Genomic DNA, 25198 nt, shown 5'->3' with positions numbered 1-25198 from the left:
ACTGTCCGGCGCGCGCAACGCCCCGTGTCCTACAGCGAGACCATAGATGCTTTTTGGGATAATCCGCCGCTGATGCGCCACGTCCGATCGGGCATCTTCTTGGAATCCATCCCAGTCAAAGCGCATGAACATCCCTACAACAACAGCCGAACCCGCCGCGCTTTCGCCGCAGACTTGCGACGTGCTCGTGATCGGCGGCGGCCCGGCCGGCTCCACGGCCGCCGCCCTGCTGGCGCGGCAGGGCCGCAAGGTCGTGCTGCTCGAGAAGGCGCGCCATCCGCGCTTCCACATCGGCGAATCGCTCCTGCCGGCCAACGTGGCACTGTTCGACAAGCTGGGCCTGCGCGACGAGCTCGAGCGCATCGGCATGCCCAAGTGGGGCGTCGAATTCGTTTCGCCCGATCACGATCACGCGCAAATGGTCGAATTCGCCGAGGCCTGGGACAAGTCGATGCCCTATGCCTGGCAGGTGCGGCGCTCCGAGATGGACGAGATCCTGTTCCGCAACGCCACCACCCAGGGCGCGCAGGCCATCGAAGGCTGCCGGGTGCGCGACGTACGCTTCGACGACGACGGCGCCACCGTCCAGGCCACGCTGGACGACGGCGCCTCCTGCAACTGGCGCGCACGCTTCGTCATCGACGCCTCCGGCCGCGACACCTTCCTGTCGAACAAGTTCAAGGCCAAGCAGAAGAACCCAAAGCACAACAGCTCGGCCCTCTTCGGCCACTTCACGAATGCCGAGCGCCTGCCGGGCAAGCTCGAGGGCAACATCACGATCTTCTGGTTTGCGCACGGCTGGTTCTGGTACATCCCGCTGGCCGACGGCACGACCAGCGTCGGCGCCGTGTGCTGGCCGCACTACCTGAAGTCGCGCAGCAAGCCGCTCAAGGATTTCTTCGCCGACACCATTGCGAGCTGCCCGCAGCTGGCCGCGCGCCTCAAGAACGCCACGCTGGTCGGCGACGCGGTCTACGCCACCGGTAACTATTCGTACACCAGCACCCATTGCAGCGGCGAGCGCTACCTGATGCTGGGCGATGCCTTCACCTTCGTCGACCCGGTGTTCTCCTCGGGCGTCTACCTCGCGATGCACAGCGCCTTCGAAGGCGCGGAGGTGGTGGCCACCGCACTCGACCGACCCGCGCAGGCCGCCCCGGCGCGGCAGCGCTTCGAGCGCTACATGCGCAAGGGTCCGCGCGAGTTCTCGTGGTTCATCTTCCGCGTCACGAACCCGACCATTCGCGAGTTCTTCATGTACCCGCAAAACCCGTTCCGCGTAAAGGAAGCACTCATGTCGCTGCTGGCCGGCGACATCTACGGCAAGACGCCGATCTGGCGCTCGCTGCGAGTGCTCAAGGCAATCTACTACCTGGTGTCGGCCGGGCATCCGCGCCGCACCTGGGAAGCCTGGCGCAGGCGACGCAGCAACATCCGCGACCTCGGGCCGCTTGCCGGCGAAAACATCGTCGAGGCCCAGTGAGCGCGCGCGATTTCAACGGGGTGCCGCCCCTGCGCGTCCAGCGCTTGTCCTTGTCGCAAAGCCTGGCCCTGCTGTCTGCCGGCAACCCGCCCTTCGGCGCGCTGGGCTACGGCACACCGGACGACCTAGCCTGGATGCCCACGGTCAATGCGCGCGTTCTTTCGGGAGCGGGCGCCATGGCCGACGTGTGGCATGCCAGCGAACGCATCGAATCCGGCACCACCGGCGTGGTGCGCTGGCGCTGCGACGGCCACTGGATGCTGGGCGCCATCGATCTCGACGAGGCCACTGAAAAGGTGGGCCTGGCCGCCCTCGCCCAACGGGCCTATCGCGACCTGTTCGAGTCGCTCGAGCAGACGGGCTGCGCCCACCTGCTGCGCGTGTGGAACTACCTGCCGCAGATCAATGGCGACGGCGGCGGCCTCGAGCGCTACCGGCAGTTCAACCTGGGCCGCCAGCAGGCCTTCTTCGACGCCGGCCAAGCCGCTTTCGAAGGAGCGCCGGCTGCCTGCGCGCTCGGCATCCACCAGGGCGCGCTGTGCATCCGCTTCCTGGCGGGACGCATCGCGCCGCTGCCGGTCGAGAACCCGCGGCAGGTCTCGGCCTACCGCTATCCGCCGACCTACGGCCCGCGCTCGCCGACCTTCTCGCGCGCGGCGCTGGCCGAGATCGGTGGCGGCGACGTGGCGCTCTTCATCTCGGGCACGGCGAGCATCGTCGGCCATGAAACCGTGCACCTGGGCGACGTGGTGGCGCAGACCCAGGAAACGCTGCGCAATCTCGGCGCGGTGATCGCGGCGGCCAACGAGCGCGCGACCACGCGCTTCGATCTCGCGGCCCTCGATTGCGTGGTGTACGTGCGCCATGTCGCCGATGCGCCGATCGTGCGCCGGGTGCTCGAAGAAACGCTGGGTGCAGAGGCTCACACCGTGAGCCATGCGGTCTACCTGGAGGCGGACATCTGCCGCCAGGACTTGCTGGTGGAGATCGAGGCCCATGCGGTTGCCAACGGCTCATTGCGCGCCTGAAAGCGCGAGCACGCCATGATGAACCGGCTGCTGCGCTGGATCCTCTTCATTCCGCTCGCCTTGCTACTCTACGCCCTGCTCCTGCTGCTGGGCGGCATCTCGCTGGCCTGGAACCTGGTCGCGATGCTGCTCTACCCGGTGCTGCCGGCGCGCGTGGGCCGCTCGCTCGGCCGCAGCGTCATCGCCTTCGCCTACCGCTCGTTCTGGGCCACGGCCTCGGCCATCGGCATGATGCGCATCGACGCGAGCTGCCTCGACGCCTTGCGCGACGAGCGCGGCGTGATCTTCGTCGCCAACCATCCGACCATGCTCGACGCCCTGCTGCTGGTGGCGCGCCTGCCGCGCAGCGCCTGCATCATGAAGGCCGACCTGATGCGCAACATCTTCCTCGGGGCCGGCGCGCGGCTGGCGCGCTACATCCGCAACGACTCGGCGCGCACCATGGTGCGGCTCGCGGTCGAAGATCTCAAGAACGGCGGCCAGCTGGTGATCTTCCCCGAGGGCACGCGCACCGTGATACCGCCGCTCAATGCCTTTCGCCCCGGCGTCACGCTGATCGCCAAGCTCGCACAGGCGCCGATCCAAACCGTCTTCATCGACACCGATTCGCCCTACCTCGGCAAAGGCTGGCCGCTGTGGCGCGTGCCGCCGCTGCCGATCGTCTTCAGGCTCCGGCTCGGGCAACGCTTTGCGCCGCAGCAGGACAGTGACGCGCTGCTGCACGAGATCGAACAATACTTTCGCCACCCCATGGAACAGCGCGCCTCCGACGCGCAGCCCGCATGCCAGACGTCTCGCGCACCCACCTTGTCCTGATTCCCAGCTACAACACGGGCGAGCGCCTGTTCTCGACGGTCAGCGCGGCCCGCGCGCAATGGAGCCCGGTCTGGGTGGTGGTCGACGGCAGCACCGACGGTACCGGCGAACGCCTGCAGCGGATGGCCGCCTCCGACCCCGGCTTGCGCGTGTGGGTGCTGCCGCAGAACCAGGGCAAGGGCGCGGCCGTGCTGCATGGCTTGCGCGCGGCCCAGGAGGCCGGCTACACGCATGCGCTCACCATGGACTCCGACGGGCAGCACCCGGCCGACCTGATCCCGGCCTTCATGCAAGCCTCACAGGCCCGGCCCGAAACCATGGTGCTGGGCCGCCCGGTCTTCGATGCCTCGGCGCCGCTGCTGCGCGTGCGCGGCCGGCGCGTCTCGAACGGCTGGACCCAGCTCGAAACCCTGTTCGCCGGCATCGGCGATTCGCTCTACGGCTTTCGCGTCTATCCGGTGCCGGAGCTGATCGCAGTGATGGCGCGCCAGCCCTGGATGCGCCGCTTCGACTTCGACACCGAGGCCGTGGTGCGCCTCGCGTGGCGCGGCGTCAAGCCGGTCAACATCGATGCGCCGGTCAAGTACCTCACGGCCGAGGAAGGCGGCGTCTCGCACTTCAACTACGTGCGAGACAACCTGCTGCTGAGCTGGATGCACACGCGGCTGATGCTGGAGTTCGTGCTGCGCTTGCCCGTTCTCCTGCTGCGCCGGCTGCGGCGAGCGCCGCCGTTTCAGCGTTGATCAGATCATCCCGCCATTGATCGAGATGATCTGCCCCGTGATGTAGGCCGCCTCATCGCTGGCCAGAAACCCCGCCAGCGCAGCCACCTCTTCCGGCCTGCCCGCCCGCTTCACCGGCACCAGCTGATCGATCATCGCCCTGTCGAACACGCCGTCGGCCATCGGCGAAGCGATGATGCCGGGCGCGATGGCGTTGACGGTCACGCCGCGCGCTGCCACTTCGAGCGACAGCGCCTTGGTCGCGCTGTTGAGCGCGCCCTTGGCGGCCGCGTAGTTGACCTGGCCGCGGTTGCCCGTCAGCGAGGCCACCGACGAGATGTTGAGGATGCGGCCCCAGCGCGTGCGCAGCATCGGCAGCAGCAAGGGCTGCGTGACGCGGAAGAAGCCGTTGAGCGAGACGTCGATCACCTTGTGCCACTGCGCGGCGCTCATGCCCGGCAGCACCGCATCGTCGTGCACGCCGGCGTTGTTGACGATCACCTGCACCGGCCCGCCGGCCAGCATGCGTTCGCACGCGGCGCGCGAGGCCCCGTCGCTCTGCAGGTCGAACACATGGCATTCGGCCTGGCCGCCCGCGGCGATGATAGTGGCCGCGAGCTGCTCGACCGCCTCGGGCCGCGAGTTGGCATGCAGCAGCACGGTGGCGCCGTCGCGCGCCAAGCGCTCGGCGATGGCCGCACCGAGAGCGCCGCTGGCGCCGGTGATCAGTGCGCGTTTACCGGTAAGGCTCATGAGGATGCTCCCGTTGCAAGCGGCGTATTGAGCACAACCACCGCGCGGCCTTCTGCCAGCGGCCTGCCCTGCGCGTCCCTCACCGCGAATTCGTAGAGGATCTGGCTGGCGTCGCCCGAGGCGCGCTGCGCATGCACGTGCAGTTCGCCTTCGACCTCGTCGAGGCGCTGCGCGGCAAAGCGCACATTGCGCGCGCTGGCCAAAAAGCCGGCCGAGGGCTCGCTGCCCTCCTCCGCGATCAGGCCGCCGTGCAAGGCCATGGCCTGCGCCGCATATTCGATCGCATTCGGCGACAACAGCCCGCTGGCCGTGCGCAAGGGGTTGTCCTCGCGCCGATGCGTCGTGGTGGTGCAGTGGATGGCCTGCGCATCCCACGACACCAGGCGCTCCAGCAGGCACATGCTGCCGCTGTGCGGAATGCGCCTCGCGATGCCGGCCTGGTCGAGCTGCTGCGGTGCGGTGGTCACGCAGCCTCCCTGCGGTCGGCCACCAGCAGCACGTTGGCGAAGGGCGTGCCTTCGCTCATCGGCATGCTCTGCACCGAGAAGCCCAGGCGCTGCAGCAGCGCCGTCCAGTCCGCCAGCGGCCGGCCCCAGGTCGGCGAGACGCGATGGCCGCGGATGCGCGTGACGGTGCGGTCCACCCATTGGCTGATGGCGAAACCGCGCCGGCTGGCCATGTCGCCGACGCGCAGCAGCAATCGCCCGCCCGGCTGCAGCGCGGCATGCACGCGCCGCAGCACGCCCTCCTGCGCGGCGTGGTCGACGTAGTGCAGCACGTCGAGGATCACGACCAGGTCGCAGGCCGGCATGGCGGCCGTGCACATGTCGGCGCAGACGAAGCGCGGCGCCGGCTGCAGATGGCCGATGGAGTTTTCGGCGCGAGCCACGTCCTTGGGCATCAGCTCGATGCCGGTGTACTCCGCGGCGGCCGGTGTCGTAGGCCATGCAGGCGGCCAATGGCCCGCTCGCGACTGCATCGCGGCCATCGCCGACAGCAGGCTCGCGAACAGTCCCTGGCCGCAGCCGATGTCGACCACGCGCTGGTGGCTCTCGCCGATCAGGCCGCGTTCGACGAGGCCGCGGAACACCGGATCGCGCCCCAGCTTGCCGCGCGCGAAATGCCAGGCGAAGTTGCCGGCCTTCCTGTACGGCGCAGTGGCCGCTTCATGCAATCGGCGCCATGCGGCGTCGGTGGTGGTCGATACCTGTGAACTCATGCGGCCAATGCTTCCGGCAAGGTGACTGCGCGCAAGCCGTTCGCATGAATGCGCGCCAACAGGGGGGGCAATACCTCGAGCACGATAGGCCGTCCGGCCGCCGTGCGCGCCGCATGGCCGTCGTGGAGCAGCAGGATGTCGCCTGCCTGCAGATCGCGCGTGAGCCGCGCCAGCACGGTGGCCGCGTTGCGCTCGCGCGTGTCGAATCCGCGGCGCGTCCAGCTCACGAGCGAAAGGCCCATGCGATGCAGCACCGGCGCAAGAAAAGGATTGCGAAGGCCCGCGGGCGCGCGAAAGCAGGTCGGCCGCTCGCCGGTCACTTCCTGCAGCACCTGTTGCGCGCGCGAGATCTCGGCCGCGAAACCGCGCGGCCCGAGAAAGGAGAAGTTGTGCCGATGCCGCGCCGTGTGGTTCTGGATGCTGTGGCCGCGCGCCACGATCTCGCGCGCCAGCGCCGGGTGTTCGAGCACGCGCTCGGCGATGCAGAAGAAAGTGGCGCGCTGGCCATGAGCGTCGAGCTGGTCCAGCACCTGCGGCGTGACCTCCGGGTCAGGCCCGTCGTCGATGGTGATCGCGACTTCGCGGCGCGCGACGGCCGGCTGCGGCAGCCGCGTCACGTTCGGGCCCAGCAGGCTGCTGCGAGGCGTGAGCCCTGCGGCGGTGATCAGCACATGGTTGAGCACGATCGCGCCGATGGCCCACGGCGCCGCCCCCGGCACCAGCACACCGGCCGCGATGGCGAGCAGATGCAAGCCGACGCTGGCGCGAATGATCGGCGGCCAGGGCCAGGACTCGGGAGCAGAAAGAGTTTGGGGCATCGGGAAGGATTTTCCCATCACTGACGGGCCGCCGAAGCCCCGGCAGGCCCGCGCGCAAACGCGGCCGACAGCAGCAGCGCGAGCAGCGCGCCAGGCGCTACCACGCGGCCGATCGCCGACAGCGCGGGAATGTCCGAGATCGCGATCAGCGTGAAGGAAACCACGGTCGTGAGGTTGGCCAGCATCAGCGAAGCCAGCGTGTCTTCGTCGGCGCGGCCGGTCTCGCGCAGCTGGTCGAAGAAGAGCGCGTAGTTCGAGCCCACGGCCACCACCAGCAGCAGGCCCACGAGATGCAGGATGCCCAGCGGCACCTGCAGCACCGCCAGGCCGCCGAGCGTGAGCAGCACCGCGACCAGCAGCGGCTCGCACACGGCCAGCAGCCGGCGCCCGGAGCGCAGGTAGACGCCCAGCAGCACCACCACCGCCAGCGCACCGAGCATCACCTGCACGAAGGCCTCGTGCAGGTAGCGCCGATAGAGACCGCGCAGCTCGTCGCCGACGTTGACCACCTGCACCTCGGGCACATCCGCCAGCGCCGCCGCGAGGCGCCCTGCATCGAAGCGCTCGCCGGGGTGCAGCGAGATCAGCGCCGACCAGCCGCCGCCCGGCCGCTCGAACATCAGTGCATTGACCACGGCGCCCAGCGGCCCGTTCTCGAGATCGGCACGCCGGATCATGGGTTGCGAGCGCGCCTTCTCGACATCGGCGAGGAAAGGCGTGAGCCGGCTCGCCGGCAGCGGCAGGCCCTGGGTCGCTTCGGCCAGCCGCGTCTTCAGCGTCGCGGCATCGGGCAGGCTGGCGATGCGCGCGGCCTGCGCGGCCTCGCTGGGCAGCAGGCGCGTGACGCTCTCGAAGCCAGCCAGTTCGCCCTGGTCCACCAGCGCTTCGAGCTTCGCGGCTGCGGCCTCGGCGTTGCGCAAGGTGGCCTGCTCGTCGGCGCCGCGGACCACGACCAGCGTGCCGCCGTCGCTGGCGCCGATGTCGGCACGCAGTTCCTCGTCGAGCTGCTGCGCCGCCTTGGGCACCGGGCTCATGGCGCTGAGTTCAGCCCGCCACAGATGGCCGCCCTGCCACAGCACCAGCGCCAGTGCGGCCGCGCCCAGGCCCGCGAACAGGTAGCGCAGGCGCGGCAACGCACGGACGATGACGCCTGCGACCTGGGCCATCTGGCGCCGCATGCCCATGCCGGTCGCACCGTCGGGCGCCAGCACCGGCAGCACGTGGCGCGCGACGAGCGCTGCGGCGATCAGGCCGGCCAGCGAGAACACGCCGAGCTGTGCGAGCCCGGGGAAGCCCGAGAACACCAGCGCCGCGAAGCCGCAGACCGAGGTCAGCAGGCCCAGCCGCACGGTGGGCCAATGGATGTCGCGCCAGCGTTGCCAGCCGGTGCCCGGCACTGCCGCGCCGCGCGCCTGGATCAGGTAGTAGATCGCGTAGTCGACGGTCTCGCCGATCAGCGTGCTGCCGAAGCCCATCGTGAGCCCGTGCACTTCGCCGAACCACAGGCTGACCGCCGCCGTGCCGCCCACCACGCCGGTCGCGACCGGCAGTACCGCGATCACCAGCGCGCGCGGCGAGGCAAAGGCCAGCAACAGCAACACGCCCATGACGATGCCGCCGACGGTGGCGAGCTTGATCGCCTCGCCCTTGATCTGGTCGCGGCTCTGCACCGAGAACACCGGCGCGCCGCTCATCTGCAGCCGCGGGCCGGCGCTGCCCATTTCGCGCGTGGCGGCCTCGAAGGCGCTGCGCACGCGCTCGACCGCGAGCGCCTGCGCGTCCAGGTCGCTGCCGGCCGCATGCGTGGTCGCCAGGATCAGTGCGCGCGGCGCGCGGCGCGAGGCCCAGACGCCGTGTTCGCTGCGCGGCGAGCTCGCGGGGATCAGGCCTTCGGCGATGCGCTGCGTCTCGCCCGTGGGGTCGCGCTCCAGCAACGGCTTGGTGATGTTGCCGGCCGGCGTGCCGAGCAGCGACAAGGTGTCGACGATCGCATCTCGCAAGCCGGCGGCGGTGAAGCGCTCGGGCCTCACGTCGGGCGCCAGCCGGTAGCGGTTGTCGAAGAGCCAGGTGCCGGACTCCTTCCAGTCGCTGGTGTCGCCGTTCTGCACCTGGTCGAAGAGCTCGCTCTCGCGCATCGCCGCGGCCACGGCGCGCGACACCTCGGCGCGTTGCGCGGCATCCTTGCCGCCCTCGATGCCGATGAAGAGCGTGCGCGATGCGATCCCGCTTTGCACCTGCTCGATCAAGACGCGCTGCCGCTCGTCGGGGCTTTCGGGCAGGAAGGCCGAGAGGTCGGCGCTGAAATGCGTGCGCGCGATCAGCGCGACGCCCGCCGCGAGCGCCAGCAGCCAGATGCCGAGCACCAGCGCGATGCGCCGCCGGCCGGGTGCGGCAGCGTGGCGCGTCACGGCGCGGTGCGCGTGGGTGTGATGCTCATCACCGAGCGGTCGCCGCCGATGAACTCCATCTCGATGCCGAGCACTTCGCCCGCGCGCCCGCTCAGGCGCAGCGTGCGCACCTGGGCCGCGAGCTTCTCATCGATGGGCACGAGGTCCAGCGTCCACTTGTCGGGGGTGCCGGAGACCGAGGTGCGGAAGTAGCGCGCGAGGCTTTGGGTATTGCCGCTCAAGGTGCCGCGCATGGCTTCGACCATGCCGAGCAGCTCGGGCATGCTGTCGAGCGTCATGGTGCGCGTGCGTCCGCCGCGCGACAAGGTCAGCGTGTTGCCGTCGACCGCCATGGTCTCGGGGCGTGGCGTGAGCGTGCGCCGCGTCAGCCGGTCGGGTGCCTGGAAGCTCAGCGTGCCGCTGGCGTCCAGCGGGCCTTCGAGGCCGCGCACGAAGCGCTGCTCGGTGAAGCGCGCCTCGCCGCTCTTCTGCTTGGCGAGGAGGCCCATCAGTTCAGGAAGGTCGAGGGCCCAGGCGGATGATGCGGAAAAAGCCAGCACCGCCAGCAGTCCCCTGCCCCAGCGCTCAAGCCGAATCTTCGAGCCAGAAGTCATGAAAATTGAACCAGTTGTAGGGATAGGCACGGCACAAGGCCTCGAGCCGTGCCACATAAGTTTCGAGCGCGGCGTGGATGCGGCGTTCCCGCTCCGCCGGGTCGGATATGCGCTCGCTGAAGTCGGCCAGCGGCTCGAAGCGGACATCGTAGCGCGCCCCTCCGACATAGAGCCCGGCCATGAAGAACACCTTGCGACGCAGCAGCGCGGCCAGCCGGAACGGGCCATCGTTGATGAGCGCCGGCTGCCCGAGAAAAGGCAGCTCGATGCTGTTGCCGCGTTGCTGGCCCGCCTCGTCCGGACCCGCCAGCGTGCGATCGGCCAGGAGGCCCGCGAGGCCGCCGCCGTCGAGCCAGTCGCGCAGCGCGAGCATCGAATGCGGCCGGCCCAGGGCGATGATGTGGGGCCGCAGGCCGGGCAGGCTGATCGCGTCGAGCACCGTGGTGATCTGCTGTGCGTTGTCTTGGTACATCAACATCGCGAGCCGCAGGTCTTCGGGGTTTTGGCTCTGCTGCTTGCAGGCGCCCATCGCCTCGAAGCTGCCGATGTGCGCCCCCAGCAGGAAGGCGCCCCGCCCCGCGTGCGCTTCGGCTTCGACCGGCAGATTGCCATAGACCCGGATGTCGAACAGGTCCAGGCGGCCGCGCAGCAAATAGATGCGATCGAGCACCGTTGAAGCAAAGGCATGGAGCAGCCGATAGCCATCGACCCAACCGGCATTCGGGCCGATCGCCCGGAACAAGTAGCGCTTGATGTGGCGCCGCTGCGCCGGCGAAAACAGCAGGAAGTAGAGGCTGATCGGATGCAGGATGAGACGCGCCAACGGCCGCCCGCATTTGATGGCGATCCAGCAGATCACGCGCAACGCCAGCATGTTGCTGCGCTCGGGCATGCGTGACCAGTCGGCCTGGCGCGGCTTCGCGTCGCCGGCCTCGGGCGGAATGCTGCTCATGCCGTGCTGCCCGGCGTCCAGCGCCCGCTCGCCACCGTCACCCCGGAAGAGTGCGCCTCGAAGCGCAGCCCGCGCGAGGCGCCGGTTTCGGGAATGAGGTCGATCACGAGCGTGCTGCCCGGGCGCACCGGCGCGAGGAACTTGGCCGCCGCCAGCGTCGGCTGTGCACCGAGCCGGGCCGCCAGCGCGGGCACGCCCTGCACGGCTTCGAGCACTTCCGACAGCAGCAGCGCACCGGGCAGCAAGGGCTGGCCCGGGAAATGACCCGCGAAAGCCGGATGGTCCGCCGGCACCTCGTGCGTAAGCTGCACCGGCGTGCCGTCGGAGGCGAGCTGCGCCAGCGCGAACTCGCGCAGTGCCCTGGCGGTGAGCTTGCCCGTCCCCTCGCGCGGAAAGGCCGTGACGTGCACCACGCGGCGCGGCACGAACACCGCTTCCAGCCGTTCGCGCAGCGCCGCGATGATCGCGTGCGCATCGAGCGCCGGCGCCACCACGAAAGCCACCGGCCGCACCACACCGTCGGTCACGTCGTCGGGCAGCCAGAAGGCACCGTCCACGACCCCCGGGATGCTGTTGAGATGGTGATTGAGGTAGCCCAGCGAGCTGCGCCGGCCAGCTACGTGGATCAGGTCGTTGGCGCGGCCCAGCAGGCGGAAGCGGCGATCGTCGACCAGCTCCAGCACGTCGGCCAGCGGCGTCGGCTCGGGGATGAAATCGCCTTCGAAGATGAAGCGCTCGCCGCCCTCGGCGTCGTGCTCGGCATGCACGCGGATCTGGCCGAAGGTCTCCCAGACCTCGCTCTGGGTGGGCCGCCGCGTCGCGACCTGGCCCGATTCGGTGCTGCCGTAGATCTCGATCAGCATGCCGCCCGTGGCCTCTTCGGCCTGGGCCGCGAGCTGCGGCGAGAGCGGCGCGGTGGCCGAGAGAATCAGGTCCACCGGCGGCAGCGCCACGCCCGAGAGCAGCAGGGTCTTGAGATGGAAAGGCGTGGTCACCAGCGCGCGCGGCTGCGGCACCGAGGCCAGCGCCGCCGCGACATCGGCCGGGAAGAAGGGCCGTCCGCTATCGAAAGCGGCACCGCCCAGCATGGCCAGCAGCACCGAGGATTCGAGGCCGTAGCTGTGCTGCACCGGCACCGTCGCCACCAGCGTGAGGCCGGCCAGCGAGGGGCGCCCGAGCAGGCCGGACAAGCGATCGACCGCCGCGGCCACGTCGCCCACCAGCGTCTGCCACGACTTGGCATGCGGCTGTGGCGTGCCGGTCGAGCCGGAGGTCAGCAGGCTGACGGCATGCAGGTCGCTCGCGATCTCGGGCACAGGCCGATCGCCCGCGTCGGCGACGGGCGCGCGGTTCTCGATCAGGATGCGCGGCATGCCCGGCGTCTCGGCCTGTTGCGCGTCCACGATGGCGAAGGTGTGGCCGCCGGCCTCGACGAGGCGCGCCAGCGTGTCGGGCCGTGCATCGGGCGGCAGCAGGCTGGTCTCGCCGCGCACCAGTGCGGCCGCCAGGCTGACCGCGAAGGCATAGCGGTCGACGCAGAGGTTGATCACCGGGCCGCCGGCCTCCAGCTCGGGTGCAAAGCGCGCGACGTCGGCCAGGAACTGGCGCGCGCTCACCGGCACGCCGTGACGCCAAGCGAGCGGCGCTTCAGGATCGCGATCGGAAAGAAGCGGAATCGGATTCATCGCCGGGTGTGGGTATCGACCGGCGCACCGTAGAACGCGCGCACCGTGTCGATCAGGCGGGTGCGCTCGAATTCGGGATGCAGCCGATAGCGCAGAAGGTACTCGCCCAGGAACAGCCCCGCCACCATCAGAGGGGTGAGCAGATTGGCCAGCACCGACCAGGCGGCGAAGGGCAGGAAGGCATAGACCGCGATCGAGGCCACGGTCATGAGCGCGAAATAGGCGGTCCAGACACAGGTCACGCGCGCGGTGTAGGCACGCATGGCCGGCGACAGCGGATGGATGCGCTCGGCGAACTGGCCGATCAGCGACAGGCGGTCGCCGCGCAGCGTGCTGCCGAACCATCCGCACAGCAAGGCGTTGATGCCCGCGTGCTGCAACACATAGAGCCGATTGGGGTCCCCCGCCTCGCCGCGCAGCACCAGCGCGAAGCCGATCACACCGGCCGCGCCGGCCACTGCCAGGCCCCAGGCGCCGAAGCGGCTACCGGCCAGGCCCAGCGCTGCCAGCCACAGCGGTGCGAGCAGCACCCCCACCGCCCAGGGCGCGGCGGCGTGGTACAGCATCATCCAATGGGAAACGCCGGCATAGGCCACCCCCGCGAGCAGCAGGAGCGCCATGCGCCATCGAGACATGGATCAGGAAGCGCCGCGATTCTGCGCGACGTGGGCCGCAAGACTGCGCAGCGACTGGAAGATTTGCTGATTGCGCTCGTCATCGGAGCGCAGCTGGAAGCCGTACTTGCGCGAGACCTCGAGCGCGACTTCGAGGATGTCGATCGAATCGAGCCCCAGGCCTTCCCCGTACAGCGGCGCCGTGGGCACGATCTCGGAGGGTGCGATCTCGAGATTGAGCGACTCCACAAGAAGAACAGCCAGCTCGTTCTCGAGGGCTGACTGTTCGGGCGCATCGCCGACGGCGGAAATAGGGGGCTGGGTCGATGACAAATCAAACTCCGAGAACTTTTGAATGAACTATCGCACGGGGTGCGAATTATAGGAGGCCGCTTCGATAGACTCCGCTGCGTACCACTGACCGGGAGCACCCATGGCCGACCCCCTTCTGATCGCCCGCCACGACACCATCGAATGCGCCCTGCTGCCGGGCCTGACCAACCGCCACGGCCTGATCACCGGCGCCACCGGCACCGGCAAAACCGTCACCTTGCAGACCATTGCCGAACAGCTTTCGAACATCGGCGTGCCGGTGTTCATGGCCGACGTCAAGGGCGACCTGACCGGCGCCAGCCAGCAAGGCAGCATCGGCGAGAAGATGGCCGCCACCCTCAAGGAACGCGGCATCGAGCTGCCCCAGCCCCTCGCCTGCCCCGTCACGCTGTGGGACGTGTTCGGCGAACAGGGCCACCCGGTGCGCGCCACCGTCTCCGACATGGGCCCGCTGCTCTTGGGCCGCATGCTCAACCTCAACGAAACCCAGGCCGGCGTGCTGAACCTGGTGTTCAAGATCGCGGACGACAACGGCCTGCTGCTGCTCGACCTGAAGGACCTGCGCGCCATGCTGCAGCACGTGGGCGAGAACGCGAGCCAGTTCACCACCGAATACGGCAACATCAGCGCCGCCAGCGTGGGCGCGATCCAGCGCGGCCTACTGCAGATCGAGAGCCAGGGCGGCGACAAGTTCTTCGGCGAGCCGATGCTCAACATCGCGGACTTCATGCAGACCGCGGACGGCAGGGGCGTGGTCAACATCCTCGCCGCCGACAAGCTGATGAACTCGCCGCGGCTCTACGCCACCTTCCTCTTGTGGCTGCTGTCGGAGCTGTTCGAGCAACTGCCCGAGATCGGCGACCCGGAGCAGCCCAAGCTGGTGTTCTTCTTCGACGAGGCCCATTTGCTCTTCAACGAGGCGCCCAAGGCCCTGGTCGAACGCATCGAGCTCGTGGTGCGACTGGTGCGCTCCAAGGGCGTGGGCGTGTTCTTCGTGACGCAGAACCCGCTGGACATTCCGGATACGGTGCTGGCGCAGTTGGGCAATCGCGTGCAGCACGCGCTGCGGGCCTTTACGCCGCGGGATCAGAAGGCCGTGAAGGCGACAGCCACGACGATGCGGCAGAAGCCGGGGTTGGATATCGAGACGGCGATCACGGAGCTGGCGGTTGGGGAGGCGCTGGTGAGTTTTCTCGACGGCAAGGGGCGGCCGACGATCACCGAGCGTGTGTATGTGCTGCCGCCGGGGAGCCAGATCGGGCCGATCACTGCTGCGCAGCGGCAGGCGTTGATTGCGAACTCGCTGGTGGCCGGGGTTTATGAGAAGGCCGTAGACCGCGAGTCGGCGTACGAAAAGCTCAAGGGACGGGCCGAGACGGCGCCTGACGCGCCGGCTATCAAAGGCAAGCCTGGCGCTGCAGCGGCGGAGGAATCGGGTGGGCTGATGGGTGGGCTGAACGAGATCCTGTTCGGCTCCACGGGCCCGCGCGGCGGCAAGCGCGATGGGCTTGCGCAGACGATGGCCAAGTCGGCGGTGCGGACCATGGGCACCACCGTCGGCAAGGAGATCCTGCGCGGGGTACTGGGTGGGATTTTCGGCGCGAAGACGCGTCGCTGATGACGGCAGCGGTGAGTTGACACTCTCCCGTCCAGGGCGGGGATTCCCTCATCAGCAACGGCCATATCCGGCCGCACACTGGATGAATGTCCACGTCGCTGACGACGTCTCATCAGAACGAGCGTTGGGAGCTGGGCGATCAGGTCTGGTCGCGCAATCCGACGACGGGTGCTTTTGGTCTCGCCGACTACCGCGGGCTGGGTGCAGCCCCGGCAGCGTACAACCCGCTCGACCTGGCGACGCTGGTCGGGGCGCGCGTCAGCTTCGATGAGGCGGATCGGGGGGCCAAGCCGGTCGCACTCTACCCCGGGGCGTTCAAGTTTTCTCCCATCACCGGTAGAGCGCTGCCTGAACCGCCTATCGCCCATCTGGATACGTGGCTGCCGCCTTTCGGCGGCGATGGTTCCGCTGCCGACCAGCCGCAAGGGCTGGGACAGACAGCCGTTCGCCTGGCGCTGCGGCCAACGCTGAGCGTCGAGTCTCTGCCGGACCGCCATCTGGGGATGCCGCCTGCGGGAAACTACCAGTTCCTTGTGAGCACGTGCCATGCATGCGAGTCCGGATTGTTCGCCCTCGACGCTTCGCGGGGACTCATCTATCACTGGCTGCCGCACTCGGAGTGCTGGCTGGAGGTCTACCCCAGAGGAGCGGAGATACTCGTCGAGAGCTCTCTCGACGACCACGCCTGGGGCATGGTGGTGAAGGACCCGCAAGGATCCACCAAGCTGTTCATGCCTACCGAGGACGGGCTGGCCATCGTGACCGTCAATCCTGTGGCCCGGACCTACGAATCGCAGCTCGTGGGCAGACGCTGCGCAGGCGCGCCGGTCATGTGGAAAGGCAGGGTCTATGTGCCCATGCTGGAAGAAGACAGAAAACTCGGCGTTTACGCGTTGAATCCAAAGGGCAGTGCTCTTCGCCGTGTCCATGGGCCGAAAGTCGCTGCCGCGACCGCGACAGCGGCATGGTTTCGCCCGCTGGCTGATCGCCGGCAGATCATCTGGATGACCGCGATGGGCCAACTGATCGTCAAGCGCGGCAGCGGCACCGCGCTCGAAACGTCCTTTCTGCCATGGGCGTCTGGCATCACGCCCCGCTTCGATCTGGGCAGCCCCTACCTTTCCGACAGCGGCCATCTATGGCAGCAGTGCTTGCTGCAGGACGAGCAGGGAGGGCAAATCGTCTTTGTTCAACTGGGACTCAGCGAACCGGAAATCAGACCGGCAAGTTCACCGCGGCTCTGCACCGGGGCCGCGTGTTTTCAGCTTGAGACACGCCTGCGGGGCGATCCCTGGTTGGATCCCGAAGACGACAGTCCTGTTGCCAGCGCCGACGAAGTGATCTTCCCGTTGCTGGCATCGACTTCAGCATCGACCCTGCTGTGTGCGCGCGTGTCGAATACCCGCTCGGTGGATGACCTTTTCGCATCGAACGAGACGTACACCACCACCTTCGAATTGCGCGGCGAGCATGACGTGCAGTTCTGGGTCGACAGAATGCCCAGGCCGTGGGCGACGCGACCGTTCGTCTATTCGGGCCACCTGTATCTCTATCACCCCGACAAGCGCCGCTCGCCGGGCTGGCGGATCGACTCATGAGCCGTCTCGTCCAACCGGGCTTGGCCAAATCGGACCTGGACCTCTCGGCGCCTTGCCAGCGCTGCGCTGCGCTGTTGCATGGGCGGGTCAAGTTTTGTCCGTACTGCGGCGAGGATGCGTCCGTCACGTTTGGCGCCGATGCGGCAGAGGCCGCCCTCGAGCCTGAGCTTGAAACCCCTGTCAATGAGACCCAAGAGGATGTGAGCTCCGAGCTTGCGCGCATCGTCCCCGCCCGGCTTGGATGGCAAGAGGAGCTGCCCGCGCAGATTGCCGTGGCGCCGCCTTCCGGCGCTGCCCTCAAGCGCTCGGCAACGGGCACGGCAGCGGCGCTGGTTCTGGCTGTGCTCGCCCTGGCTCTGGGTTATCTCTATTTCGACAAGCAGAACGAGACGGACAGGTTGCAAGAGTTCACGGCGAAACTGGCGCAAGCGCAGAGCGCCTTGAGCCGCGGCGACCTCACAGCCGCGGAGCGCGCGCTGGTCCCCCTGGCCGCCGCGCATCCGGATCATCCGGACGTGCGGGCGTTGAAGGACGAGCTCGATCAGCGCGTGCGGGAGCAAACGGCCAAGCGTGAACAGCTGCGTGATGCCACCCTTAGGGCGGCCAAGGCGCTCGGGCTTAGCGATCCGGCCCCTGCTCCGGCCCCTGGCCCAGCGCCGCCGGCAGCTGAAGTGCCGCCAATCGCCGTCCCCGCGCCGGTGAGCGGCGTGACGGCCCCCCAGAAGACCGAGTGCGATGCCGCGCTTGCGGCACTGGCTCTGTGCGAGAGATGAGATGAGATGCGCGGGCAGCGCGGAGTACCGCTAATCGCCCGACAGGACTACCATGACGACTCTTCACTGGAGCCAGCAATGCCAATCAGATCAATCCTGACGGGCCTGATAGCAATGGCCCTCCTGTCCTCGGCCGCCGCGCAGCACAGGGCGCAGTACAAGATAGTCACCGCATCGAAAACCGGCACCTACATCCAGATCGGCCGCGACCTTGCCAAGTGGGTCGCCGAGCCCGCCGGCATCGAGCTCGAGGTCATGGAGTCCAAGGGTTCGGCGGAGAACGTTCAGCGCATGCGCTTCGAGCCGGGGGTCAAGCTGGCCCTGGTGCAGTCCGACGTCTACCAGGCCTTCCTGGACGAGGCGAAGGCCGGAAACGCCGACGCGGGCAACATCATCCGTCCGCTGCGGCTCATCATGCCGCTCTACGATGAGGAGATCTATTTCGTCGCCCGTGCCGATTCGCCGCTGAGCTCCATCCACGAGATCAAGAACAAGAAGATTGCAGTCGGAGCGCTCGGCAGCGGTACGGCGCTCACCTCGAGAACGCTATACCAGCTGATGTTCGGCGAGCAGATACCGGCTGCCAACGCGCAGTATCTGAGCAACGAGGAGGCGCTCGCCAAGCTCACCGTCGACAAATCGATCGACGTCGCCATCATCGTTGCCGGACAGCCGGCCAAGCTGTTCTCGGACATGAAGCCCGAGGCGCGCAACTACATCAAGATCCTGAAGCTGGAGGACGCGGCGCCGGAAACAGCGCGTGCGAAGAAGACCTACTTTCCCGCGACCATACGCGCCGCGAGCTACTCCACATGGCTCACGGCCGACATTCCCACCCTCACCGTGAAGGCCTACCTGGTCACCTATGACTACGGCTTGCAGTCGACGGTCGGAAACCTCGGCCGTTTTGCCGAGTCGCTTTGCAAGAACTTCGACAAGCTCCAGGCCAATGGGCATCCCAAGTGGAAGCAAGTGCGCCTGGAGCTTCCTGCCCTCAGCCAGGGATGGCGCTACTACGCGCCGATGGAAAAGCGCATGCGCGCCTGCATCGCCGGTCAGGCAGCGGCCGGTGCGCCGGCCTGGGCCGTGCAGCAACCCCAAGGGCGTGTCTGCACGGAGCAGGAGTGGGTGCTCGGCCTATGCAAGAGGTGAGTTCACCATCGCAGCAGCCGATGCCCAACAGCCGCCCCCGCCACCACAGGCAACACCATCCCCGCCACATACCAGATCGCCAGGAACGGCGCCGCCAGTTCCTGGCAGTGCAAGGCATAGATCGCCGCCCCCACCCCCGCTGACATGGCGCCGGCCGCAGCACCGGCCAGTGCCGGTTGCGTCGGTGCCAGGCTCTTCAGTGCGACCAGCGAGGCCACGAACACCGGCACCGAGATCGCGGCGATATTGAAGGCGCAAGTGCGCCAGGTCTGGCCCCAGAGCAAGGCCGTGCGCTCGTCCGCAGGCGCGAGAAACCAGGCCGCGAACCCCATCACCCACAGCGCCAGCACCGGCAGCGCCAGGCCCAGCCATGCGGCGCGGACCCGCGCACCGGGGCGCGCAAGGCGCTGCACCACCACGAAGCCCGCAATGGCGATGCACAGCGGAAAAGCCAGCTTGACCCAGAACATCGGCCAGAACATGGTCTGCACCAGGTCGCGCCGCACGCCGTACTCGATGACCATCCACGCGATCGACAGCGGCACGCCGGCCAAGAGCGCAATCGTGAGGCGCCGTGCGGCCGCATGCCGCGGCACCGGTGGTGCTTCGCGCGCCAGCAGGGCAACGAGCTCGTCTGTTTTCATGATGAGGACTTTCCGATCTTCAGCGCCAGCGCCTTGAGCCCGCGGTGGATGCCGACCTTGACCGCCGATTCCGACATGCCGGTCTTGCGCGCCGCCTCGGCCACCGACAGGCCTTCGAGCTTGACGTGCACGATCGGCAGGCGATGCCGGTCGGGCAAGGTGTCGAGCAGGCCCGCCAGGTCGCGGCGCGCGTCGCTGGCCTCGGTGGCCGATTCGGCGAAGACGGCCAGCTCGTCGTCCAGCGGATCGTTGAGCGCCTCGCGGCTGGCCTTGGCGCGCAGCAGGTCGATCATCTTGTAGCGCGCGATCGCATGCACCCAGGCCGTCAGCGGCTGGTCGCTCTGGTAGGTGTGGCGCTGGTTGTGCATGGCGAGCAGGCATTCCTGGACAAGGTCTTCCACTTCGTCGGGCCAGCCGAACAGCCGCCTGCCCAGGAACGCGCGCAGGTGTGCGCTGAGCTTCTGCAGAAACGCGTGATAGGCCTGGGCGTCGCCGTCCAGGCCCCGCACGAACAGGTCGTGCAGCACCGTCTCCGCTTCGCTCTTTGCCATCGGGCTCCCACTTGTCATTCGTGCTTTCGCTCAAGCCGGTTACAGGCGCAGCCAAAAAAAGAAATCCGGCGGATTGTGCCGTGCGCTGTAACCCCGGGCGCGCAGGCCACGAAGTAGAACCGACTGCGCCGAGCGGCGCGGTTGAAAATCTTCACTCAACCACTGGAGCTCATTCCATGATCACTCGCCCTCTCGCTATCACCGCCCTCGCCCTGGGCGCCCTCGCCGCCGGCTCCGCCATGGCGCAAGACAAACCGATGGCCGACAAGACGGCCGCGATGGAGAAGTGCTACGGCGTCTCGATGGCCGGCAAGAACGACTGCGCCGCCGGCCCCGGCACCACCTGTGCAGGCACCTCCAAGGTCGACTACCAGGGCAACGCCTGGAAGAACGCGCCGGCCGGCACCTGCGTGACCATCAAGACGCCGAAGGGCACGGGCTCGCTGACGCCGATCAAGTCCTGATCGATTGCCCTGCCGCCATCATGTCCAGCTCGCTCACCGCAGGCCTCGGCCTCAAGCCCGAGCACTATGACGCCGCGCTGTCGTCGCAGGTCGAAGGGCTGTGGTTCGAGGTGCACCCCGAGAACTACATGGTGGCGGGCGGGCCGCGGCTGCAATGGCTGGAAGCGATCCGCGAGCGCCATCCGGTGTCGCTGCACGGGGTCTCGCTCTCGCTCGCGGGCGATGCCGAGCCCGATGCCGCGCACCTCCAGCGGCTGACGGCGCTGGCGCAGCGCATCCAGCCTGCATTGATCTCCGAACACCTCGCATGGTCGGCCTGGAAGGGCCGGCACTTTCCCGACCTGCTGCCCTTTCCGCGCAGCACCGAAGCGCTGCATCGCATTGCCGCCAACATCGCGCGCACGCAGGACGCGCTGAACACCGCCATCGCGATCGAGAACCCGTCTCACTATCTGCGCTTCGAAGGGCACGCGTGGGACGAGATCGACTTCCTTGCCGAACTCGCGCGGCGCACCGGCTGCACGCTGCTGCTCGACATCAACAACGCGCACGTGTCGGCGTGCAACCTGGGCTTCTCGGCCGCGGACTGGCTGGACCGTTTTCCGCACGAGCTGGTCAGCGAGATCCATCTCGCGGGCCATGCGCTCGATCCGACGCTGGGCGAGGCGCTCTTGATCGACTCGCACGATGCACCGATCGCGCCGGAGGTCTGGGGCCTCTATCGCCGTTTCATCGAGCGCGCGGGCGCCCGCCCCACGCTGATCGAACGCGACGGCAATGTGCCGGCCTTCGATGAACTGATGGGCGAGCGGTCGCAAGCCGACGCCGAACTGCGCCGCATCGCGCAGGAGACCGTGGCATGAGCACCTCACTCGCACAGTTCCAGGACGCCTTCGCCAAGGCCTTGTTCGCGCCGCAGGACGTCGCGGATCCGGTGGTGCAACAGCTCGCGGCGCAACCTGCCTTCGCGGTCTATCGCAACACCGTGATGAAGGGCTGCATCGACGCGCTCGAAGCCAACTTGCCCGTGGTGGCGCGGCTGGTGGGCAGCGAATGGTTTCGTGCCGCCGCGGCGCTGCATGTGGCGGCCGAGGCGCCGCGCGACGGCCGGTTGCTGAACTACGGAAGCGGCTTCGCCGCCTTCCTGCAGGGCTTCGAGCCGGCCGCCGAACTGACCTATCTGCCCGGCGCGGCACGGCTCGACGCCTTGTCGTGCGAAGCCCATGCCGCGCAGGATGCGCCCGTGCTCGATGCCGCATGGCTTGCCCGCTGCACACCGGAACTGCTCGCGACCCTGGTGCTCAAGCCCCATCCGGCGGCGCGCTGGGCCTGGTTCGACGAGCAGCCGGTCTACAGCATCTGGGCGCGCAACCGCACTCCCGCCGACGATGAAGAAGAGCTCGTCTGGCAAGGCGAAGGCGCGTTGCTCACGCGTCCCGCCGACACCGTGGTCTGGCGCGCGATTCCCCAAGCAGGCTGCGCCTTTCTCGATGCCTGCGCCGCCGGTCTGCCGCTGGCCGAGGCGGCCGAACGCGCCCTGGCCATCGATCCCGATGCCGACCTTGCCGCCCTGCTCGAAAGCCTGCTGCGCGCGGGCGCCTTCATCGAAAGAGCACCATGAACTCGAACGCTACAGCCTCCAACGCCCTGGCCTCGAGCGACGGGCACGGCCTTCGCGCACACTGGAACCTGCTGGCCTCGTGGCTCACGCGCATCGTGCCGCACGACCTGCTGGCACTGGCCGCGCGCATGAGCATCGCCGCGATCTTCTTTCTGTCGGGCCGCACCAAGGTCACGGGCTTCCTCACGCTGACCGACAGCGCCTACGAACTGTTCCGCACCGAGTACAAGCTGCCGCTGGTGCCGCCCGAGATCGCGGCGCACCTCGCGGCCTATGCGGAGCATCTGTTTCCGGTGCTGCTGGTGCTGGGCCTGTTCATGCGGCTGTCGGCCCTGGCGTTGCTGGGCATGACGCTGGTGATCCAGGTCTTGGTCTATCCGGACGCCTGGCCCACGCATCTTTCGTGGGCCGCGCTGCTGCTCTACCTGGTCGGTCGCGGAGGCGGCACCTTGTCAATCGACCGCCTGCTGCGCATCAGCTAAGCCCCACGCTCCCTCACTTCGTGTGGTCGCTGCCCCCAAGGGGGTGCAGCCCGGCTTGGGGCGGCCCGGCGCCGGGCCAGCGGCTTGCCAGTCGCAGAAGCCCTCGCTACATTGTGTTTTTTGAGGGCCTGCAATGTCCGTTGACACCGTTCCGACTCCTTCCACGCCGTCTCTTTCCGCGAATCCCGAGCCCTCTTCCGTACCGTCCCAGCGGCCCCACATCCGCCTGACCTCGCACGCGGGCGGCTTCGGCGCCCTGCCGATCCAGTGGGGCGCCGCCACCGCCGCCGAGCGCGGCCCGGTGGTCGGCACCACGACCAAGCGCGCGCACCGCAACGTGATCGGCACGCACAGCGGCTCCTACAGCGTCTACCGCGCGCTGGCCGTCGCGGCCGGTGCGCTCAAGCGAGAGCACAAGGCCGACCTGACCAATACAGCGCCGACCGACGTGATCGGCCCCTATCCGCAGTGGAGCGAGCCCGGCCGCATTGTCTCGCTCGATCCCTGGGGCGCGGTGGTGGCCGAGGCCTTTGCCACCGAGCTGGCGGCCGGCTACGACATCCGCCCCACCATCGCCATCACCAAGGCGCACGTGATCCTGCCCGAGGTGATCGAGGCGCTGCAGACCGGCCGCCTGAAGGCCGACGGCAAGTTCCTCACACCCGGCGGCGCGGCGATGGTCACCAAGGCGGCGATCGAGCCGGTCTGGTACCTGCCCGAGGTGGCCAGACGCTTCGGCTGCTCCGAGACCGACCTGCGCCGCGTGCTCTTCGAAGAAACCGGCGGCATGTACCCCGAGCTGGTGACGCGCTCCGACCTCGAGGTGTTCCTGCCGCCCATCGGCGGCCAGACCATCTACATCTTCGGCAATGCGCGCGACCTGGCCAACCCGGATGTCGAACTCACGGCGCGCATCCACGACGAGTGCAACGGCTCCGACGTGTTCGGCTCCGACATCTGCACCTGCCGGCCCTACCTCACGCATGCGATCGAGGAGTGCATACGCGGCGCACAGCGCGGCGGCGTCGGGCTGATCGCCTACTCGCGCAAGGAAGGCCGAGCTCTCGGCGAAGTGACCAAGTTCCTGGTCTACAACGCACGCAAGCGCCAGGTGGGCGGCGACACCGCCGACCAGTATTTCGCGCGCACCGAGTGCGTGGCCGGCGTACAGGACATGCGCTTCCAGGAGCTGATGCCCGACGTGTTCCACTGGCTCGGCATCCGCAAGATCCATCGGCTGGTATCGATGAGCAACATGAAGTTCGACGCCATCACCGGCTCTGGCATCGAGATCGGCACGCGCGTGAACATCCCCGACGAACTGATCCCGGCCGACGCCCGCGTCGAGATGGACGCCAAGATGGCGGCCGGCTACTTCACGCCTGGCGTGGTGCCGGACGCCGAGGAACTCAAGAAGGCCAAGGGCCGGAAGCTGGATCAATGAGCAAGGACAACTATGGGCTCGATCCCGATCGCCCCACCTCGAACGCGGCCGTGCGCCATGCCGATGCCGACGGCCACGTGGACCCGGCGCTCGAATTCGTGACCGACACCACTCATCCGGCGGGCGCTGCGGCCTTTCTGCGCACGACCCGCGCGGTGCGCATACGCGCGGCCGCATTGCTGACCCGCGCGCGCCGCGGCGAATCGCAGTGGTTCACCATCGGCGACGAGGCCGCGCTCGAAGACACGGCCCGCACGGTGGCGGAGGTGACGCGCGAACGCTATCCCTGGGACACCATTCCTTACCACAGCCGCTGGCGCCATTTCGAAGCGGGCGACGTGAACCGGCTGAAAGAACTCGATCGGCTGCTGGGCCACCTGGACGCGCCCCAGCGGGCCCGCGCCCACATCGACCTGGTGCTGGTGAGCGTGCTGCTCGATGCCGGCGCCGGCCCCGATTGGCACTACATCGAAGCCGCCACCGGCCAGCGCTTCACGCGCTCCGAAGGCCTGGGCGTCGCCAGCTTCCATGCCTTCACGAGCGGCCTGTTCTCCTCGAATCCCGACCACCCGCTGCAAGCCGATGCCGCCGGCCTGCGCGCGCTGGTGACCGACCGGCTGGGCGATGCCTTCCAGGTCAGCGAGGTCAATCCGCTCGTGGGCCTCGCGGGCCGCGCGATGCTGCTGCGGCGGCTCGGCGAGGCGATGAGCGAGCAGCCCGAGACCTTCGGCGACGAGGGGCGGCCAGGTGGCCTGTTCGATGCGCTGGTCGGCCCCTATGGACCCGGCGCCGCGCCGACGGCCGAGATCACGGCGCACGAGATCCTCTCGCTGCTGCTCGAATCGTTGTCGCGGATCTGGCCGGCCACCAACGCGATCGACAGCCTCGCAGCCGACGGCAGCGATGCGGCCGGCGGCATCGGCTCGGGCGACCCGGCGCTCGCGCTGGGCGACTGCTGGCGCCACAGCGCGGTGCGCGGGCCGGGGCTCACCAACGGCTGGATGCCCTTCCACAAGCTCTCGCAGTGGCTGACCTACTCGCTGCTCGAGCCCTTCGAGTGGGCCGGCGTCAAGGTGCGCCATCTCGATGCGCTGACCGCCCTGCCCGAGTACCGCAACGGCGGCCTGCTGCTCGACAGCGGCGTGATCGTGCCCAAGGACCCGGCCCTGCTCGAGCGCAGTTGGAAGGTGGGCGACGAGTTCATCGTCGAATGGCGCGCGCTGACCATCGCGCTGCTCGACGAGCTCGTGCCCCGGGTGCGCAAGGTGCTCGACCGCAGCGAGGAAGAGCTGCCGCTGGCCCGCGTGCTGGAAGGCGGCACCTGGGCCGCCGGCCGGGCGCTGGCACAGCGCTTGCGTGGCGGTGCGCCACCCTTGCGCATCGAGAGCGACGGCACTGTCTTCTAGACTTCTCCTTTTTCTCACAAC

At 68.4% G+C, this 25198-nt stretch carries 26 protein-coding genes; 14 read left to right on the top strand and 12 right to left on the bottom strand.

Annotated elements, in window-relative coordinates; translation table 11 throughout:
- Positions 1 to 124: 124 nt before the first annotated feature.
- Genes ACSQ86_RS12985 through ACSQ86_RS12970 form a run of 4 tightly spaced genes read left to right on the top strand, consistent with a single transcriptional unit; the run spans position 125 to position 4070 of the window.
- Positions 125 to 1483: an NAD(P)/FAD-dependent oxidoreductase gene (locus ACSQ86_RS12985; protein WP_093107663.1), complete on the top strand. Its 1359-nt coding sequence runs from the start codon at positions 125 to 127 to the stop codon at positions 1481 to 1483.
- Positions 1480 to 2511 carry a hypothetical protein gene (locus tag ACSQ86_RS12980; RefSeq protein ID WP_436290490.1) on the top strand — a complete coding sequence of 344 codons (1032 nt, stop codon included), beginning with the start codon at positions 1480 to 1482 and terminating at the stop codon, positions 2509 to 2511. The genes ACSQ86_RS12985 and ACSQ86_RS12980 overlap by 4 nt, the downstream gene beginning before the upstream one ends.
- Before the next feature lie 15 nt (positions 2512 to 2526).
- Positions 2527 to 3327, top strand: coding sequence for a lysophospholipid acyltransferase family protein (locus ACSQ86_RS12975; RefSeq protein WP_436303914.1), 801 nt, complete (start codon positions 2527 to 2529; stop codon positions 3325 to 3327).
- Entirely contained in the window at positions 3294 to 4070 is a 777-nt protein-coding gene (locus tag ACSQ86_RS12970; RefSeq protein WP_436303913.1) for a glycosyltransferase family 2 protein, read from the top strand. The genes ACSQ86_RS12975 and ACSQ86_RS12970 overlap by 34 nt, the downstream gene beginning before the upstream one ends.
- On the opposite strand, the gene fabG is transcribed toward ACSQ86_RS12970, so the two are convergent.
- From fabG to ACSQ86_RS12920, 10 genes are read right to left on the bottom strand one after another with little or no spacing between them, the layout of a single operon-like run.
- The gene (gene fabG, locus ACSQ86_RS12965; protein WP_436308927.1) at positions 4071 to 4802 is read right to left on the bottom strand and encodes a 3-oxoacyl-ACP reductase FabG; all 732 of its coding nucleotides are present in this window, start codon (positions 4800 to 4802) and stop codon (positions 4071 to 4073) included.
- Entirely contained in the window at positions 4799 to 5269 is a 471-nt protein-coding gene (locus ACSQ86_RS12960; RefSeq protein ID WP_436303911.1) for a hydroxymyristoyl-ACP dehydratase, read from the bottom strand. The genes fabG and ACSQ86_RS12960 overlap by 4 nt, the downstream gene beginning before the upstream one ends.
- Positions 5266 to 6021, bottom strand: coding sequence for a methyltransferase domain-containing protein (locus ACSQ86_RS12955; protein WP_436303910.1), 756 nt, complete (start codon positions 6019 to 6021; stop codon positions 5266 to 5268). Before ACSQ86_RS12955 ends, ACSQ86_RS12960 begins: the two co-directional genes overlap by 4 nt.
- Positions 6018 to 6857, bottom strand: coding sequence for a polysaccharide deacetylase family protein (locus ACSQ86_RS12950; RefSeq protein ID WP_436303909.1), 840 nt, complete (start codon positions 6855 to 6857; stop codon positions 6018 to 6020). The genes ACSQ86_RS12955 and ACSQ86_RS12950 overlap by 4 nt, the downstream gene beginning before the upstream one ends.
- Positions 6857 to 9247 carry an MMPL family transporter gene (locus ACSQ86_RS12945; protein WP_436303908.1) on the bottom strand — a complete coding sequence of 797 codons (2391 nt, stop codon included), beginning with the start codon at positions 9245 to 9247 and terminating at the stop codon, positions 6857 to 6859. Before ACSQ86_RS12945 ends, ACSQ86_RS12950 begins: the two co-directional genes overlap by 1 nt.
- Positions 9244 to 9840: a LolA-related protein gene (locus tag ACSQ86_RS12940; protein ID WP_436308926.1), complete on the bottom strand. Its 597-nt coding sequence runs from the start codon at positions 9838 to 9840 to the stop codon at positions 9244 to 9246. The genes ACSQ86_RS12945 and ACSQ86_RS12940 overlap by 4 nt, the downstream gene beginning before the upstream one ends.
- On the bottom strand, positions 9812 to 10792 hold the full coding sequence (locus ACSQ86_RS12935; protein WP_436290496.1) for an acyl-CoA synthetase: 981 nt from the start codon (positions 10790 to 10792) through the stop codon (positions 9812 to 9814). The genes ACSQ86_RS12940 and ACSQ86_RS12935 overlap by 29 nt, the downstream gene beginning before the upstream one ends.
- Positions 10789 to 12477, bottom strand: a complete 1689-nt coding sequence (locus tag ACSQ86_RS12930) for an AMP-binding protein (protein WP_436303907.1) — start codon at positions 12475 to 12477, stop codon at positions 10789 to 10791. The genes ACSQ86_RS12935 and ACSQ86_RS12930 overlap by 4 nt, the downstream gene beginning before the upstream one ends.
- Positions 12474 to 13097: a hypothetical protein gene (locus ACSQ86_RS12925; protein WP_436308925.1), complete on the bottom strand. Its 624-nt coding sequence runs from the start codon at positions 13095 to 13097 to the stop codon at positions 12474 to 12476. The genes ACSQ86_RS12930 and ACSQ86_RS12925 overlap by 4 nt, the downstream gene beginning before the upstream one ends.
- 18 nt (positions 13098 to 13115) lie before the next feature.
- The gene (locus tag ACSQ86_RS12920; protein ID WP_093107687.1) at positions 13116 to 13424 is read right to left on the bottom strand and encodes a phosphopantetheine-binding protein; all 309 of its coding nucleotides are present in this window, start codon (positions 13422 to 13424) and stop codon (positions 13116 to 13118) included.
- 100 nt (positions 13425 to 13524) lie between these two features.
- Between ACSQ86_RS12920 and ACSQ86_RS12915 the strand changes: the two genes are divergently transcribed.
- The 4 genes from ACSQ86_RS12915 to ACSQ86_RS12900 all read left to right on the top strand — a co-directional run bounded on the left by ACSQ86_RS12915 (position 13525) and on the right by ACSQ86_RS12900 (position 18565).
- The gene (locus tag ACSQ86_RS12915) at positions 13525 to 15042 is read left to right on the top strand and encodes a helicase HerA-like domain-containing protein (RefSeq protein WP_436303905.1); all 1518 of its coding nucleotides are present in this window, start codon (positions 13525 to 13527) and stop codon (positions 15040 to 15042) included.
- Between the two features lie 86 nt (positions 15043 to 15128).
- Positions 15129 to 16640: a hypothetical protein gene (locus ACSQ86_RS12910; protein ID WP_436303904.1), complete on the top strand. Its 1512-nt coding sequence runs from the start codon at positions 15129 to 15131 to the stop codon at positions 16638 to 16640.
- Entirely contained in the window at positions 16637 to 17413 is a 777-nt protein-coding gene (locus ACSQ86_RS12905; RefSeq protein WP_436303903.1) for a hypothetical protein, read from the top strand. The genes ACSQ86_RS12910 and ACSQ86_RS12905 overlap by 4 nt, the downstream gene beginning before the upstream one ends.
- 78 nt (positions 17414 to 17491) lie before the next feature.
- Positions 17492 to 18565: a TAXI family TRAP transporter solute-binding subunit gene (locus ACSQ86_RS12900; protein ID WP_436310264.1), complete on the top strand. Its 1074-nt coding sequence runs from the start codon at positions 17492 to 17494 to the stop codon at positions 18563 to 18565.
- Positions 18566 to 18567: 2 nt separating this feature from the next.
- On the opposite strand, the gene ACSQ86_RS12895 is transcribed toward ACSQ86_RS12900, so the two are convergent.
- Positions 18568 to 19209, bottom strand: a complete 642-nt coding sequence (locus ACSQ86_RS12895) for an NrsF family protein (RefSeq protein ID WP_436303902.1) — start codon at positions 19207 to 19209, stop codon at positions 18568 to 18570.
- Positions 19206 to 19760, bottom strand: a complete 555-nt coding sequence (locus tag ACSQ86_RS12890; RefSeq protein ID WP_436290504.1) for a sigma-70 family RNA polymerase sigma factor — start codon at positions 19758 to 19760, stop codon at positions 19206 to 19208. Before ACSQ86_RS12890 ends, ACSQ86_RS12895 begins: the two co-directional genes overlap by 4 nt.
- A 176-nt stretch (positions 19761 to 19936) precedes the next feature.
- On the opposite strand from ACSQ86_RS12890, the gene ACSQ86_RS12885 reads away from it, so the two are divergent.
- The 6 genes from ACSQ86_RS12885 to ACSQ86_RS12860 all read left to right on the top strand — a co-directional run bounded on the left by ACSQ86_RS12885 (position 19937) and on the right by ACSQ86_RS12860 (position 25177).
- Positions 19937 to 20224, top strand: a complete 288-nt coding sequence (locus ACSQ86_RS12885) for a BufA1 family periplasmic bufferin-type metallophore (RefSeq protein WP_436303901.1) — start codon at positions 19937 to 19939, stop codon at positions 20222 to 20224.
- A gap of 20 nt (positions 20225 to 20244) precedes the next feature.
- Positions 20245 to 21087 (top strand): MNIO family bufferin maturase, encoded by an 843-nt coding sequence (gene bufB / locus ACSQ86_RS12880; protein ID WP_436303900.1) that lies wholly within the window; start codon positions 20245 to 20247, stop codon positions 21085 to 21087.
- A complete protein-coding gene (locus tag ACSQ86_RS12875) occupies positions 21084 to 21845 on the top strand; it encodes an HvfC/BufC family peptide modification chaperone (RefSeq protein WP_436303899.1) in 762 nt (253 codons plus the stop codon). Before bufB ends, ACSQ86_RS12875 begins: the two co-directional genes overlap by 4 nt.
- A complete protein-coding gene (locus ACSQ86_RS12870; protein ID WP_436308924.1) occupies positions 21842 to 22327 on the top strand; it encodes a DoxX family protein in 486 nt (161 codons plus the stop codon). Before ACSQ86_RS12875 ends, ACSQ86_RS12870 begins: the two co-directional genes overlap by 4 nt.
- A 133-nt stretch (positions 22328 to 22460) precedes the next feature.
- Positions 22461 to 23771, top strand: a complete 1311-nt coding sequence (locus ACSQ86_RS12865; protein ID WP_244503887.1) for a GTP cyclohydrolase II — start codon at positions 22461 to 22463, stop codon at positions 23769 to 23771.
- Positions 23768 to 25177: a URC4/urg3 family protein gene (locus ACSQ86_RS12860; protein WP_436303897.1), complete on the top strand. Its 1410-nt coding sequence runs from the start codon at positions 23768 to 23770 to the stop codon at positions 25175 to 25177. Before ACSQ86_RS12865 ends, ACSQ86_RS12860 begins: the two co-directional genes overlap by 4 nt.
- Positions 25178 to 25198 lie beyond the last annotated feature (21 nt).

Source organism: Variovorax sp. LjRoot130, from assembly GCF_964253755.1.
Classification (GTDB): domain Bacteria; phylum Pseudomonadota; class Gammaproteobacteria; order Burkholderiales; family Burkholderiaceae_C; genus Variovorax.
Note: the sequence above shows the minus strand (reverse complement) of the source record. Positions and strands in the feature narration are given on the sequence as shown.